Raw genomic sequence first — 14,151 nt, forward strand, 5'->3', positions numbered from 1 at the left:
TCTGTAAAAGCTTCAGTTACCCATGAAGGCATTTTGTTGCCGACAGCAATGATAATCAGTTTCATGTCTAGAATCCTGAGGCCATGCAGCGGTACAGATCATCTAGCTCGTATCTTTCTCTGGCGTCATTCTGGAGAATATGAACCATAACCGAACCGGTATCAACAATAACCCATTCACCTAGCTGTTCGCCGGAAATCTTGATGTGCTTTAAGCCTTCCTTGTAAAGATTGTCTACAAGTCTCTGAGCAATTGCACTTACATGACGGTTTGAGGTGCCGGTGCAGATCACCATATTATCTGCAATAGATGAGTGTTCCTTAACATCAATGCTTACTAAATCTCTTGCTTTTGAATCCTCAAGAGTCTTGATGCATTTCTGAATTAATATTTCGTTTTCCAAATTAAAATTCTCTCTTTCTGTATAGTGAATTCTTTACAATATACTCAATAATCCCTCTATCAAGATAAGTCAGGGAGTAGGGAAATTTATCGGCATATTCTGCTAAATCCATATGCTGTTCAGCGGTTTTATAATAATCTTCAAATTCCTGCCTTATTTTACTAGAACTTACATCATTAAAGCATTCTTTTAGTAAAAAGCAGTTACCTTTTTCTTCATTAAGCTTCTGAGGAAAATCTGCATCATTTTCATATACGGCATGTGTTTTCAGATATTCCTTTACCGCAGGATTGGAATCGTCAATACTATAGCCCTTTCGTCCGATAACTACGATATTGCATTTGTCTGTTATCTGAAGTCCGTTACGCCATTTATCAAGATAAATCAGTGAATCCATTCCCATGCAGAAAAATACTGTGGCTTCAGGATATAGCGCATTGATTTTATCAATTAAATCAATGGTGTAATGTGGAACATTAGGATCTTTTTCAATATCACTGATCTGAAGATCGCTGTATTTTTCAGTCAGTATCTGAAGCATCATGCGTCGGTGTGAAAAATCCACATGACAGGTATCCTTATGAGGAGGCAGTCCGTTTGGCACAATGAGGAATTTATCAAGCGCAAGTCTGTGCTTGATATATTCAGCTATTCTAATGTGATCGTTATGTGGAGGATTGAAGCTTCCCCCTAGAACACCGATTTTCTTTATTGTCTTTGTCATTAGAGTTTTTTCAAGTCTCGTACTGCAGATGTATAAACGGAGACAGCCATGTTCTGTAAGGCCTGATATGCTTTTTTATCGTCAAACTCCTGCAGAAATTTTGCTGCCTGGGCAAGTTCCGTTACAAGATAATCATAGAAATCCTCTGGCATGGTTTGGGCTGCGCGGAGAATTACATCAGAAGTGGATGGCAGTAATGGCAGTACAATTCCGTGTGACTTAAAGAAGGCTGATCGCTCCTTAAAGTTTCTGGATCTTAAAATCTGAGCATTCTCAGGTTCTTTTAATTTTCTCATAACCCAGAGCATTCTGTCGAAATTTGACACCACCATGGACAGGATCTGAGATCTGTTGGTGTTGGTCTGACAGAGTGAGGCAAGAATATTCAGGGCTCTCATGGTGTTTGGAGCTAGAACGGCCTCTGAGAATTCAAAGCCGGTATAACGGCTGCTTGATTCCAGATAAGCTTTTGCTGTCTCAAGATCAATTCTGGTCTTACCAGAGATTTTCGCAATCGAGAAAAACTGATCTACTGCAACCAGATTTCCTTCACAGCAAAGAGAGAGAAAAGAAATAACCTCTGGTTCAATAGTAAGCCCGTGTTTCTGTGCCTGTTTGTTAATCCACTGACTGAACTGAACTCCGGATGGTGCATAGAGGATTTCGTTAACTCCTCCGATATCCATCAGAAAAGCCAGAACATGCTTGAGTTTTGTTTCAACCGAGCTCTGTCCGCGGAATTTATCGGTATATTTCTCTGGGGCTGTTGGTAGTGTGGTCTTTTTAATTCTTGGAATCTCAACCACACAGACTACACCTGGTCTTGATCTCTTGGCTAAAAGCTGAAGAACCTGAACAGTGGTTGAGTTTATCGAATCAAGATAAATCTTAATGATGCGATCTCCTCCAAAGAGACCGGGATCAATAAGTTCATTCTCAAGTCTTGCCAGATTAGCGGTAGCACCTGAGGAGAAATCGTTATTGGTAAAGAGCATGAATTCAGCTTCAGGAAGTTCCTTTCGGGCCATCTGAATCAACATGGAACTTTTCTCGTTCTTAAGAAAAGGCTCATCACTTGAAATAACGTAAACTGGTGCTAATGCCATACTATATCCGCTGAAATATACTCTGGTAGTTTTAAGTCTGTTAAGGTAAAACTGATTTTAGCAGAAACCTCGAAAACAAAAGTCAGCATTAAGCTGACTTTCGAGAAATTTCCTACTAAAAAGCTCTAGTCTTCTGGAGTCTATTTGCCTTTCTTAATGAAGCCTTCTTCGGTTAGATCATCAGGAGCTTCATTTACCATTTTTATCTTGGTCTTAGGCAGCTTATACTGCTTTTCAGGATTTAAGACTCTAATTCCGTTGTTCAGTTCTGAAAGGGCAACAGAATCTGCCTCATACTTTTCCTGAACCTGTTGAGCCTTCAGGGCATCAATAAGAGTCATTGATGGTGAATTATCAATGTAGACCTCGTTGTTGTCCTCATCCTTTGCTAATACCAGCTGTGCTGGAGTTGCCTTTGAGGCATCCGGATCAGACTGTTTTCCAAGATAGTTGATGCGGCGAATCATCTGATCTGACAGCTCGTCTAAACTTTCATCAATAAGGATCTGTCTCTCATTGTCACTGGCAAGAGAGTTGTCTCCTTTGTTGATGGTAAGTCTGCTGATGCCGTTTCTGATAATGATTGGCTTGCTGTGATTTGGTATCTTTAAGATAGCAGAGGTGGTTATCACCATGTTGTATTCTTTAGCTGAACCAAAAACATCTACAGAAACAATAGGCATACTTACAGAAGGTCCCGCAATTTCCAGAGAGGGAACATCCTTTCGGCTTTTGAATTTACGATTGGCTGTTCCCTGGTAATTAACCTTAACACCTCTAACCTGAAGCTTCTGCACAACCATTTTGTAGAACTTGTCGTGGTAAGCTCCTGTAACATCTATTTCAGCAAGAGTCGATCCAAGTCTGTTCTGATTAGGAATATGAAAACCACAGGCACTAAGTCCTAATAGCATTACCCCAACTGCAAAAAGCTTAAATCTCATCCACTACATCCTTAGTTGTTAGACAGCAACAATGTTAACCAGTCTACCCTTTACGTAGATTGATTTCTTGATCTGCTTACCCTCGGTAAACTTCTGTGCTTCAGGAGTTTCTTTTGCCTTGGCAATAACAGTTTCCTCATCCTCGTTAGGAGCAACGCTGATCTTTGCACGAACCTTGCCGTTGATCTGAACAACGATAGTGATCTCGTCTTCCTTCAGAGCGTCCTTGTCTGCTACAGGCCAGGTTTCAGTGTCGATCTCGGTAGTATTACCAAGCATTGACCATAACTTGAAGCAGATATGAGGAACAATTGGGTACAGCATGATAATAACGTTATTATATACTTCATAACGTACTGCCATAGAAGCTTCATCTGTTCCTGTGCACTTGGTTGCAAGGTTTAAAAGCTCCATGATTGCAGCAATCGCTGTGTTGAAAGTCTGTCTGCGGCCGATATCATCGGTAACCTTCTCAATGGTTACATGAAGCTCATGTCTTAACTTCTTCAGTTCAGGGGTAAGCTTGCTCTTGTCCAGCTCAACCTTAGGACCTGCATTAACAAGATCCTGAACCTGAGACCACAGCTTACGCAGGAATCTCTGTGAACCCTCAACACCTGACTGTCTCCATTCAAGAGTCAGTTCAGCAGGGGAGGCGAATAACATGAACAGACGTACTGTATCTGCACCGTACATCTTAACCATGTACTCAGGATCGATACCGTTAGCCTTTGACTTGGACATCTTGATCATGCCTTCATGATGCAGCTGATGGCCTTCCTTATCTACAGCTGAAATGATGTTACCCTTCTCGTCACGGGTAGGGAATGCATCTAGTGGATTTACCCAGTTCTTAGTTCCCTTCTCGTCAAGATAGTAGTAAGCATCAGCTAGTACCATGCCCTGACATAGCAGACGCTTGAATGGCTCGTCATACTTGACCATTCCTGCATCTCTTAACAGTTTGAAGAAGAAGCGTGAGTACAGCAGGTGTAATACTGCGTGCTCAATACCGCCGATGTACTGATCAACTGGAAGCCAGTAGTTTGCAGCATCCTTGTCGAACATTTCCTTCTCATCACGAGGAGAGCAGTATCTAGCAAAGTACCATGATGACTCCATGAAGGTATCGAAAGTGTCAGTCTCACGGGTTGCACTCTTGCCTTCGTAAGTGGTCTTGTACCACTTCTCGTCAGTCTTCAGCGGTGAAATTACACCGTTGATCTTAACGTCATATGGAAGTTCAACTGGCAGATTCTCATCCTTCTCAGGAACAACTTCACCAGTCTCATCAATGGTAAGCATTGGGATTGGAGCACCCCAGTAACGCTGACGGGAAATACCCCAGTCACGTAATCTGTAGTTAACCTTACGTTCTGCACAGCCCATGCTCTCAAGCTTATCTGCAATAGCCTTGAATGCTTCTTCAAAGTTCATGCCGTCAAATTCACCGGAGTGGCAGGCGATACCGTGTTCAACGAAAGCGTGCTCTGAAAGATCAGGATCACCTGCTTCCTTTGACTCTTTGATTACTGGAATGATATCAATGCCGTACTTCTTAGCGAACTCATAGTCACGCTGGTCGTGACCAGGTACAGACATAACAGCACCAGTACCGTAATCCATGATAACGAAGTTAGCAACATAGATAGGTACCTTTCTGCCGGTAATAGGATGAATTGCATACAGACCTGTAGCCATACCCTTCTTTTCCATGGTGGCAAGATCTGCTTCTGCAAATTTCTGAGTGCGGCATTCCTGACAGAAAGCTTCAAGCTCTGGATTGGTTTCACAGCACTTCTTAACCAGTGGGTGGTTTGCAGAAATTGAAATATAGGTAATACCCATGAAGGTATCTGGACGAGTGGTGTATACAGTAAAGGTATCATCGCTTCCGTCAACCTTGAAGGTTATGTTCAGACCTTCAGAACGGCCGATCCAGTTTTTCTGCATGGTACGAACGCGCTCTGGCCAGCCATCAAGCTTATCCAGATCGTTCAACAGTTCTTCTGCGTATGCAGTGATCTTCAGATACCACTGAGGAATTTCCTTAAGCTCAACCTTGGAACCGCATCTCCAGCAGCAGCCGTCTTCAACCTGCTCGTTAGCAAGCACAGTATTATCAACAGGACACCAGTTAACTGAAGAAACCTTCTTATATACAAGACCTTTCTTGTAAAGCTCACCGAAGAACTTCTGCTCCCACTTGTAGTACTCTGGACGGCAGGTTGCAACCTCACGAGCCCAGTCGTAGGAAAGACCCAGTGACTTTAACTGTCCCTTCATGTAGGAGATATTTTCATAGGTCCAGTCGCCAGGCTGCTTGTTGTTCTTGATTGCAGCGTTTTCTGCTGGCAGACCGAAAGCATCCCAGCCGATAGGGGCCAGAACGTTTTTGCCTAATAAACGATTGAATCTGGCAATAACATCACCCAGAGCATAGTTTCTAACATGACCTAAATGTAATCTGCCTGATGGATATGGGAACATAACAAGGCAGTAGTATTTCTCTTTGTTTTTATCTTCTGTTGCGTGGAAAGTCTGATGGTCTTCCCAGTATTTCTGTACTTCAGGCTCAATTTCCTGAGGATTGTAGGCAACTTTATTGTCAGCCATGGACTAAGTGCTCCAAGTTAAAATTTAAAAATCTGTTTAAATCTGTTCAAATTAAAAATAATCATATATTTTGCCACATTTATGCCATATTTTGACGTATGCACTAGAAAAAAATTCTTACAAAGTTTATGTGCATGTGAACCTAAATCAGGTTGTTTGCTACTTTGGGTATAAGAAAAAATACTTAAACTATGCAGAGTCTAATGTTAGAAGATGATGAGAATAACAGGCAGGAGAAGGGTGATTGCCAAAAGCAGATCTCTGTAGAACACCCTTTTGAATCTGGTCTTAGGATTAACCTTATAGTTATAGTGACTGTAAGCCCATAAGAAGGCCCAGAACCACAGTGCCAGAACGATGAATTCTGCAATGGTGCCTTTGTTAATCATTTATTAAACAGGATGTTCTCACTACGTTAAAAGTTGCTGTTCGCTATTATTAGGTTCTTATGGATAGATTATATCGAACGAATTTTTTTTAAAGAAACATATTCTTTATACTCTTCTAACAATAGTCCAAAAATATGATCTGTGTTAAAATTGCAACCCAGTACGGAGTATAATTAAGTACCTGAATGCTTCAGTTTTTTCTGCATCCATTATACGTGCATAAACTTAGTGAAGCTTTAGTCCCGGGACATAGGTCCGGGGATATTAAACAAGATATTAATGAGACAATCATGTATAAGAAATTAGCTCTAGCTTTTGCTTTTCTTTCTTCTGTTACAGCTGCAAGCGCAACCAATGTTTACAATCTAAACGGCAACCGAGTTGTAGGTGAGGAGCAGATCTATCAGATCGATCCTAATGGTATTACCACTCTTGAATATGTTGCAGCTGAGTATCATTTAGGTCTTTCCAACATGATAGAGGCTAATCCTGAGGTTGATCCAATTGTTCCTCTGAAAGGTCTGAATCTTGTTGTTCCAACCAAGCTGATCCTGCCTGATACTGTTCATGAAGGCATTATTGTTAATTCCGCTGAAATGCGTCTTTACTATTACAACAAGGGCAGAGTTGAAGTTTACCCAATCGGTATCGGTCAGATCGGAAAGGGCACACCTTTAGCCTGGACCACTAAGGTTGAGCGTAAGAAGGCTGGACCTACCTGGACTCCAACTGCAGCCATGAGAGCAGAATATGCTGCCGAGGGTGAGTATCTTCCTCCAGTTGTTCCTGCAGGTCCTGATAATCCAATGGGACTGTATGCTATGTACGTAGGAAAGCTTTACGCTATTCATGGAACAAATGCTGATTTTGGTATTGGCCTTCGAGTAAGTCATGGATGTGTTCGTCTTCGTAACGAGGATAACGAGGAACTGTTCAACAAGGTTCCTGTAGGTACCAGAGTTCAGTTTATCAACGAACCAATTAAGACTGCTGAAGAACCAAACGGTGATCTTTATATTGAAGTTCATCAGCCATTATCGAGAAGTCAGTCTGAATTTGACAATTTTGATGCAAATGTTCCTTTCTCATTTACAAAGTCTCAACTAGAATTCTTTAAGGATCCTCGAATTAATCAGGACATTTTACAGCGTGCTCTTCATGAGAGAACCGGCAGACCTGTTCTGCTAAATCCAGTGGAATTTTAAAGAATTAAGTGATTCATGCTAAAACTGTAATTGCAATGGTTTTATGTGGTCTGATGTATCAGCATCAGGCCATGGCTAGTTCTGACTCTTCAACTTATCCTTCCCAGGTCTCGGGCCACTATCAGCACAACGATATCCACAGACTGTTCTCTGATCTCAAAGAATCTGACAAGATTTTTGTAAGCAGAAATTCTCTGTTCAAACCATATGTTGTGACCGATGATAATGAAATAAAAGAGCTGTTTTCAATCAGAGCCAAAGGAGTTAATCCTCCATCCCAGAAGGGATCTCTGGAGTTTGGTCCCTCCAAAATGACCTGGGTTAATGCATCCTCTATTCTTTCATTCCTTTTCAGAAAGTACGTTGATGATAATCAGACTTTTAATGTTCCTTTTGTAGCAAGTACGGACAGAGACAGACCTTCACGAGCATATGATTTGCATTACAATGCATCAAATTTATGCTCCGGTATGGGGGGGGTCGAGTCAAATCTGAAGAATGTCTGTGTATTAAATAATCGTGACAACTTTGGTCTGGTAGAGATTAACTATAATCCTGACATTGGACTGTTCAGTTCTACATACAGAATCAGACTGCTGCCAGAAAACGGCATTCAGGAATCCTTATCTCATAAGCTTTTTTTAACTTTTGCCTCCCTGATAGGAGTGTACTCTAATCATAATCAGTCAGGTTTCAGATCTCCTCTTTCTACTTTTGATTATCATTTAACCAGTAACAATGCCTTTATAACAGAGAATAATAAATTCTCTGATTTGCAGAAGAAATGTGATTACGATTCTTTTTCATCCTGCCATTTCAAGTTTGTGGGAGAGAATACTGAAAATCTGCTGGCAGATGGGAAGAAAATCAAGAGTCAGAATGATTTTTCCTCGAAGAAGAGATTCAGTGTACATTTCACCAAGAGCGGAGTTCCAAAGTTTAATCTCAATAACACGCTTCTCTCTGGTTCTACCTATATAAACTACGGCTTCTATAATCAGGCAGAGCTGGAGATGTTCCGCGATATTGGCTACAACATCAATACCAGTGAGTTCTTTGGAACCTCTATCTACAATTCAGGTACTCCTGAAAACAGAGGTGTATACAATATCACTTCTTCATTTACGGCTACAAAAGGTGAGCTAAGGCCATTCAAACAGGAAAAGGCTTCTATTGTTCCTCTTTCAATCGGAACACATATATACGGAAGCTACAATGACGTTACTCAGACTGGAATTATTGCTAGTCAGGGCTTTGGCGGTATTGGTATACGTGTTGACGGCTCAAGAAACAGACTTGTAGTTCCTAAGTCTACATCTATTATTGAAAATGGTGAATCTGCTACCGGTATCGCCGTAACCTACGGAAGAAACAATATCCTTGATATCCGAGGCGATGTCGAAGCTAGTGGCGTAGATGGAACCGCTCTGCGTTTTGATTTTGGCTCAAATGTCCTATCTGATTTAAAAGAGTTCCGTGGTTCATACAGAAGAGTTCGAACCTATGATTATCTTCAGCGAAAAATCTCAAAGGATCAGGCTGAAAGCTATAATGTTCCAAACAATATCAGAGGACCTCTGGTTTCTACTCTGAATATTTCCGGAAAGATAACCGGCAAGAGATACTCTATTTATATTGATGATTCTGCTCATGTGGGAGACATTAACATCACTAATAAGGCCAAGATATATGGAGATATTGTTTCTAAGTGGAATTACTTTGTAGCTCCTGATGGAAAGTCCCTGTATTCTAAGGCTTATAGCTCTAAGCTGCTTGCAGGTAAGCTTCATTTTGATGCCGCATATGGTGAGAACCTGAATATTCCTTTCTTTATTAAGAAACTGGCTACCAATATCAATCTTGGTATCAAGAAAAAGAACAAGGGCAGGGATTTTACGTCTGATAACATGATTTCAGACAATAAGTCACATGTTGAAATCAAAGGTAATATTATCGGCAAAACCATCAATCTTCTCAGTTATGGTGGTATGAGCGATATTATTGGTTTAATTAACATAAACCGTCTTTATATTAAAGATTCTTCAGTTTTCATCGCTCCTTCCAAAGCAGAAACAACTTCAGTTGTTGAGATTCTTGATCTCAACAGAGGCGGTCAGCTTGATTTAACCAATGGCGGCAGTCAGACTTTCATTGTTAAGGAAAAGGCATCCATTTCAAGTAATGCTGTAATCTGCCTTGATGCGGACAAGGATGGAACGATCATCGATGATATCAAGTTTGAAGGCAGTCTATTTGCTCCTGATGGAGTTGTAAATATTGAGCCAGGTATCTCTTATAATGATGTGAAGCGATACTCCTCTGATCCAAAGGCTCTGCTGGAGTTCATGAATAATTTCGTAAGACAGGCAAATCAGAAACTTGATAAATACAATGCTTATACCAGGTTCCCTAAACATCTGTGGTATACACAGGGAGGAATGGGCAGAACTGTGAACTGTTCTTCTCGCGGCTGCTATATTGGAGATTTTATCAATACCTACAGTAACGCAACCAAACCTCTTCCAATGTGGAGATACATTCTAAGTATTGCCGGCTGTATCCTGATGCTGGCTTTCTCTGTGGTTCTGGTTAGAAAGACTGGTTCTGGCCGTTATGGCTAGGCTGTTGAACATGACTCTCTGATATGCATAATGATATCAGAGAGTTGACTGAGTGATTAAGGTCTGATCAGTTTACTCATTGTTTCTTTTGCAGGATCATCCTTCTGCCTTAGTCCACGAATACCTAAAACCAACAGTATCAGCATAATCAGGAACAGAGTCTGTGTTCCATATTTTGAGTAGAAAGTCTGACCTTTAACAGGTGAAAACTGTACTGTCAGTACTCCCTCCTGATCCTGTGGTAGTCGATCTACAACCTTACCATTCTCGTCGATGTAAGCTGTAATTCCGCTATTGGTACAGCGAAGCATTGGTTTCTGAAGCTCCATTGCCCTCATTCTGGCAATATTCAGATGCTGCTGTGGAGCTTGAGTTGGTCCAAACCAGGAATCATTGGAAACCATAATAATACCATTGGTCTGCTCTGAATCCATGGAGGAGATTACCTCTGGGAAAATAGCCTCGTAGCAGATAGCCGGAATGAACTTATGGTTATTGATTGTAACTGGCAGCTGTTCATCAGGACCACTGCTGAAAGAAGAATTTGGAATAACGAATATAGAGCCAAGAGGTCTTAATACATCTTCGAAAGGAACTGTTTCTCCAAAAGGCACCAGTTTTCTCTTCTGATATGGAAGATCATGTGCAAGATCAGCTCCATCACCAATATGTACAATTGAATTGAAGATCTTGTTCTGTGAAGATGTGAATATACCTGTTACAAGCGCAGTCTTGTCTGTCTTGAGTACAGTATCCAGATCTCCTATTAGTTCTGCTGATGAATAGTAATCAATAGGTAGTGCTGATTCTGACCAGACTACAATCTTAGAATTAGACAGCTTTGGTTTGGTAAGTGTCCAGTAGGTTGAAAAGATCTCGTTAACACTGGCTGCATTGTTGTGTACAGACTGAGTGATATTTGCCTGAACCAGTGATGCATTGATGGTTGGCATTTTTTCAACCTGAGGAAGGTTCTCAAGGAAAACACCGACCAGTAGAATCATAGCTGCTACAGGAAGGAACAGGAATTTTCTTAAAGCTGTAAGGGCAAGGGCAGCACTTAAAACATAAAGGGCTAAATTGATGCCTCTTACACCAACGAACGGAGCATAGTTCTTAAGAGGTCCTTCTACACAGGAATAACCGATATAAAGCCAAGGAAATCCTGATAGGTAATAGTAGACAATATAATCGGCAATGATAAATCCGATAGGAACAAAGCAGCATATATAAACTGCTTTTTTCTTTTTGGCGATGCTAAATGCAAGCATATTTAAAAAAGCATATGTAAAGCCAATATATCCGAATGAGAAGCCGGTAATTATAATATATGACAAAACCAGAGGAACCTGACCAAAGCCTTCCATTACAAAATTCAGCCAGGTCAGAGAAAGAGTAGCGTAGGTTCCAAAGAATAGCACGGACAGAATTCCAACCTGAGGTGTAAATTTACAGGTGTACAGCTGCATCATGAAAAAACCAAGTGCAATTACTGCAAATGGCCATTTTTCAACAGGTGCAATGGATAAACTCATAATTGCACCTAGCACCATTGAGGATAGACACATTCCTAATGGCTTGTTAATAAGAGTCAGCAGTCTCTTGCCATCAAGAAGACTGGATAGAATAAAGTATATTTTAATAAAAAACTGCATACTACTGCTTAATGTCCTGATCTGTAGCCGGTGGGGTTACCTCAAGAAGATGTACTCTTCTGTCATTGGCTTCTAGCACCTTGAATTCAAAGCCTTCAATAGTCAGCTTCTCTCCAATGTTAGGGAATTTACCCAGCATATGAGTGGTAAGACCTGCAATGGTGTCAACTTCTGCAAGCTCTGAGAATTTACAGTTAAAGAACTCGTCAAATTCCTCAAGCTCTGTTATGCCGCTGACAATGTAGGATTTTCCTTCCTTTGATTTGACGATATGCTCTGAATTTACCTCAGTATCGTATTCGTCATCAATATCACCAACGATAACCTCAAGCACGTCCTCAATTGTGACCAGTCCAGAAACTCCGCCGAATTCATCGACAACAATTGCAATGTGGAAGCGGTTCTGCTGGAACTCCTTGAGCATGGAATTAACTCGTTTGGCTTCCGGAACGATAATAGGGGAACGAAGAATTGATTTGATTGAACCTCCCTCAAGCTCCTTTAAGCCACAGGCATAAGGGATTAGATCTTTTGCCAGAAGAACTCCAACGATATGATCCTTGTCCTCACCGATTACAGGATAGCGGGAGTGTGCTGTCTGGAGAACAATTTTGGCAGCTTCCTCTATGGTGCTGTTGACATGAATTGTAACAATCTCGTTTGCAGGGATCATTACGTCAGACACGCGAAGTCTGTTGATATCAAAAATACCCTGAAGCATTTCCTCGGTATCTTCGTCAATAACCTCATTTTCGGAAGCTTCGCGAATAACCTGTTCTAATTCATCCTGACTGGTAGGTTCAGTTTTTTTTGAAAAAATCTTTGATAAAAAGGAACTGTGTTCCTCGTCGTGATTATCGGTCATAATTTTTTCCAAATTCTTGATTGCTACTCTGTTTGTTCTTCTTTAGTATTCATCATCCTTGTAAGGATTATCATAGCCAAGTTCTTCCATGGCCTTAATTTCTAGAGGCTCCATTTCCTTGGCATCTTCCTCTTCAATATGATCGTATCCGATAAGATGCAGACAGCCATGAACTATAAGATGAGCAAAATGCTCCTCAAGAGTCTTGTTCTGCTCTTTGCACTCTCTCTCTAAAACTTCCTTGCAGACAACAAGATCTCCTAATAAAGGCAGATCTTCAACTCCCTCTGGCAGTTCAAAAGGGAAAGACAGAATGTTGGTTGGTCTGTCTACATGTCTGTATGTAGAGTTCAGCTGATGGATCTCCTCTGAATTCACCATACGGATGGTGATTTCGCTATCCTTGTTTCTGCCGCCAGTCTTGAGTGCAACAGTTGCCCATTTTGTCATTAGTTCCAGTGATGGGTAGCTTTCAAGAGCTTCGTCTGTTGCAATCTGCAGATCAATTATTACTTGCATTAGACACCTCTTTTTCAGAATTTTCAGTGGAGGATGAATCGTTTTTATTATTTCTTCCGTAATAATGCTGATTATCCTTTTCGTGAGTCTTTTCGTACTCATCGTAGGCATTAACAATGGCTGCCACAACTGGATGTCTTACAACATCGGAAGATTCAAAGAAGGTAAAGCCGATTTCCTCAACTGACTTTAGAACCTCCATAGCATGCTTTAGACCTGATCTTACATTTCTTGGCAAATCAATCTGGCTAGGATCACCGGTGATAACAGCATGAGAATTGAATCCGATACGGGTTAAAAACATTTTCATCTGTTCAACAGTAGTATTCTGAGCCTCGTCCAGAATAATAAAGGAATCGTTCAGAGTTCTTCCTCTCATATAAGCCAAAGGGGCAATCTCGATAATCTGTTTTTCTATGAGCTTTTCCACCTTCTCAAATCCGAGCATTTCAAACAGGGCGTCGTATAGTGGCCTTAGGTAAGGATCAACCTTCTGTGAGAGATCTCCTGGAAGAAAACCAAGTTTTTCACCGGCCTCAACTGCAGGTCTGGTCAGAATGATTCGTCTTATTTCATTTCGCTCCAGGGCATCTACAGCTGCAGCAACGGCAAGGAAAGTCTTACCTGTTCCTGCAGGCCCGATACCAAAGCTTACATCATGAGAGACAATCTTGTTGATATAGTCTGACTGATTTGAGGTTCTTGCTTTGATAAAGCCGCGTTTGGTTTTAAAGTTGTTAGCTTTGGCATAAAGAGAATCAATTGAGCCCTTGGCATGCTCTCCTGAATAATCTGTGTTGTCCTGCTCTAGAGCTGTGGTCTCGGTTATAGCAAGGTGCACCATGTCAGGAGTAACCTCTGATGGTTTCTTAGAGCCCTTGATAGGGGTGGTGTCAACGTACAGAGACTTAATCAGTTTATAGGCTTTTTTTACATGACCGGATTTTCCTTCTAAATGAAAATGAGCGCCGGAATAACTTATTTTTACGCCTAGTCTTTTTTCAATCTGTTTTAAATTCTCGTCTTCAGGTCCTACAAGGTAGGCGATTCTATCTTTGTCGTCAGGATCTAAAACAAAATCTTGGGTAATTGTATTCATTACAT

12 protein-coding genes are annotated in these 14,151 nt (G+C 41.0%); 2 read left to right on the plus strand and 10 right to left on the minus strand.

Going from position 1 to position 14,151, the window contains the following annotated elements; all coding sequences use genetic code 11:
- Window positions 1–67 precede the first annotated feature (67 nt).
- The 6 genes from rsfS to QZU45_RS02175 form a co-directional block, all read right to left on the minus strand.
- Window positions 68–403 carry a ribosome silencing factor gene (rsfS, locus tag QZU45_RS02150; protein WP_295351028.1) on the minus strand — a complete coding sequence of 112 codons (336 nt, stop codon included), beginning with the start codon at window positions 401–403 and terminating at the stop codon, window positions 68–70.
- Between the two features lies 1 nt (window position 404).
- Window positions 405–1,127 (minus strand): nicotinate (nicotinamide) nucleotide adenylyltransferase, encoded by a 723-nt coding sequence (gene nadD / locus QZU45_RS02155; protein WP_295351031.1) that lies wholly within the window; start codon window positions 1,125–1,127, stop codon window positions 405–407.
- Entirely contained in the window at window positions 1,127–2,233 is a 1,107-nt protein-coding gene (gene holA / locus QZU45_RS02160) for a DNA polymerase III subunit delta (protein ID WP_295351034.1), read from the minus strand. Before holA ends, nadD begins: the two co-directional genes overlap by 1 nt.
- A gap of 140 nt (window positions 2,234–2,373) precedes the next feature.
- A complete protein-coding gene (lptE, locus tag QZU45_RS02165) occupies window positions 2,374–3,177 on the minus strand; it encodes an LPS assembly lipoprotein LptE (RefSeq protein WP_295351037.1) in 804 nt (267 codons plus the stop codon).
- Between the two features lie 18 nt (window positions 3,178–3,195).
- Window positions 3,196–5,793 carry a leucine--tRNA ligase gene (gene leuS / locus QZU45_RS02170; RefSeq protein WP_295351040.1) on the minus strand — a complete coding sequence of 866 codons (2,598 nt, stop codon included), beginning with the start codon at window positions 5,791–5,793 and terminating at the stop codon, window positions 3,196–3,198.
- A gap of 206 nt (window positions 5,794–5,999) precedes the next feature.
- Window positions 6,000–6,182 carry a hypothetical protein gene (locus tag QZU45_RS02175; protein ID WP_295351043.1) on the minus strand — a complete coding sequence of 61 codons (183 nt, stop codon included), beginning with the start codon at window positions 6,180–6,182 and terminating at the stop codon, window positions 6,000–6,002.
- 290 nt (window positions 6,183–6,472) lie between these two features.
- On the opposite strand from QZU45_RS02175, the gene QZU45_RS02180 reads away from it, so the two are divergent.
- Window positions 6,473–7,387 carry a L,D-transpeptidase family protein gene (locus QZU45_RS02180; RefSeq protein ID WP_295351046.1) on the plus strand — a complete coding sequence of 305 codons (915 nt, stop codon included), beginning with the start codon at window positions 6,473–6,475 and terminating at the stop codon, window positions 7,385–7,387.
- 8 nt (window positions 7,388–7,395) lie between these two features.
- Window positions 7,396–10,008 (plus strand): hypothetical protein, encoded by a 2,613-nt coding sequence (locus QZU45_RS02185; protein ID WP_295351049.1) that lies wholly within the window; start codon window positions 7,396–7,398, stop codon window positions 10,006–10,008.
- Window positions 10,009–10,064: 56 nt separating this feature from the next.
- On the opposite strand, the gene lnt is transcribed toward QZU45_RS02185, so the two are convergent.
- The 4 genes from lnt to QZU45_RS02205 are packed head-to-tail and all read right to left on the minus strand — an operon-like array spanning window position 10,065 to window position 14,146.
- Window positions 10,065–11,663 carry an apolipoprotein N-acyltransferase gene (gene lnt / locus QZU45_RS02190; protein ID WP_295351052.1) on the minus strand — a complete coding sequence of 533 codons (1,599 nt, stop codon included), beginning with the start codon at window positions 11,661–11,663 and terminating at the stop codon, window positions 10,065–10,067.
- Between the two features lies 1 nt (window position 11,664).
- Complete coding sequence (locus QZU45_RS02195; protein ID WP_295351055.1) at window positions 11,665–12,528, minus strand: transporter associated domain-containing protein; 864 nt, start codon at window positions 12,526–12,528, stop codon at window positions 11,665–11,667.
- A gap of 42 nt (window positions 12,529–12,570) precedes the next feature.
- Window positions 12,571–13,047 (minus strand): rRNA maturation RNase YbeY, encoded by a 477-nt coding sequence (ybeY, locus tag QZU45_RS02200; RefSeq protein WP_074838962.1) that lies wholly within the window; start codon window positions 13,045–13,047, stop codon window positions 12,571–12,573.
- Entirely contained in the window at window positions 13,031–14,146 is a 1,116-nt protein-coding gene (locus tag QZU45_RS02205) for a PhoH family protein (protein ID WP_295351060.1), read from the minus strand. Before QZU45_RS02205 ends, ybeY begins: the two co-directional genes overlap by 17 nt.
- Between the last annotated feature and the right edge of the window lie 5 nt (window positions 14,147–14,151).

Source organism: uncultured Succinivibrio sp., from assembly GCF_902756765.1.
Taxonomy (GTDB): Bacteria; Pseudomonadota; Gammaproteobacteria; order Enterobacterales; family Succinivibrionaceae; genus Succinivibrio.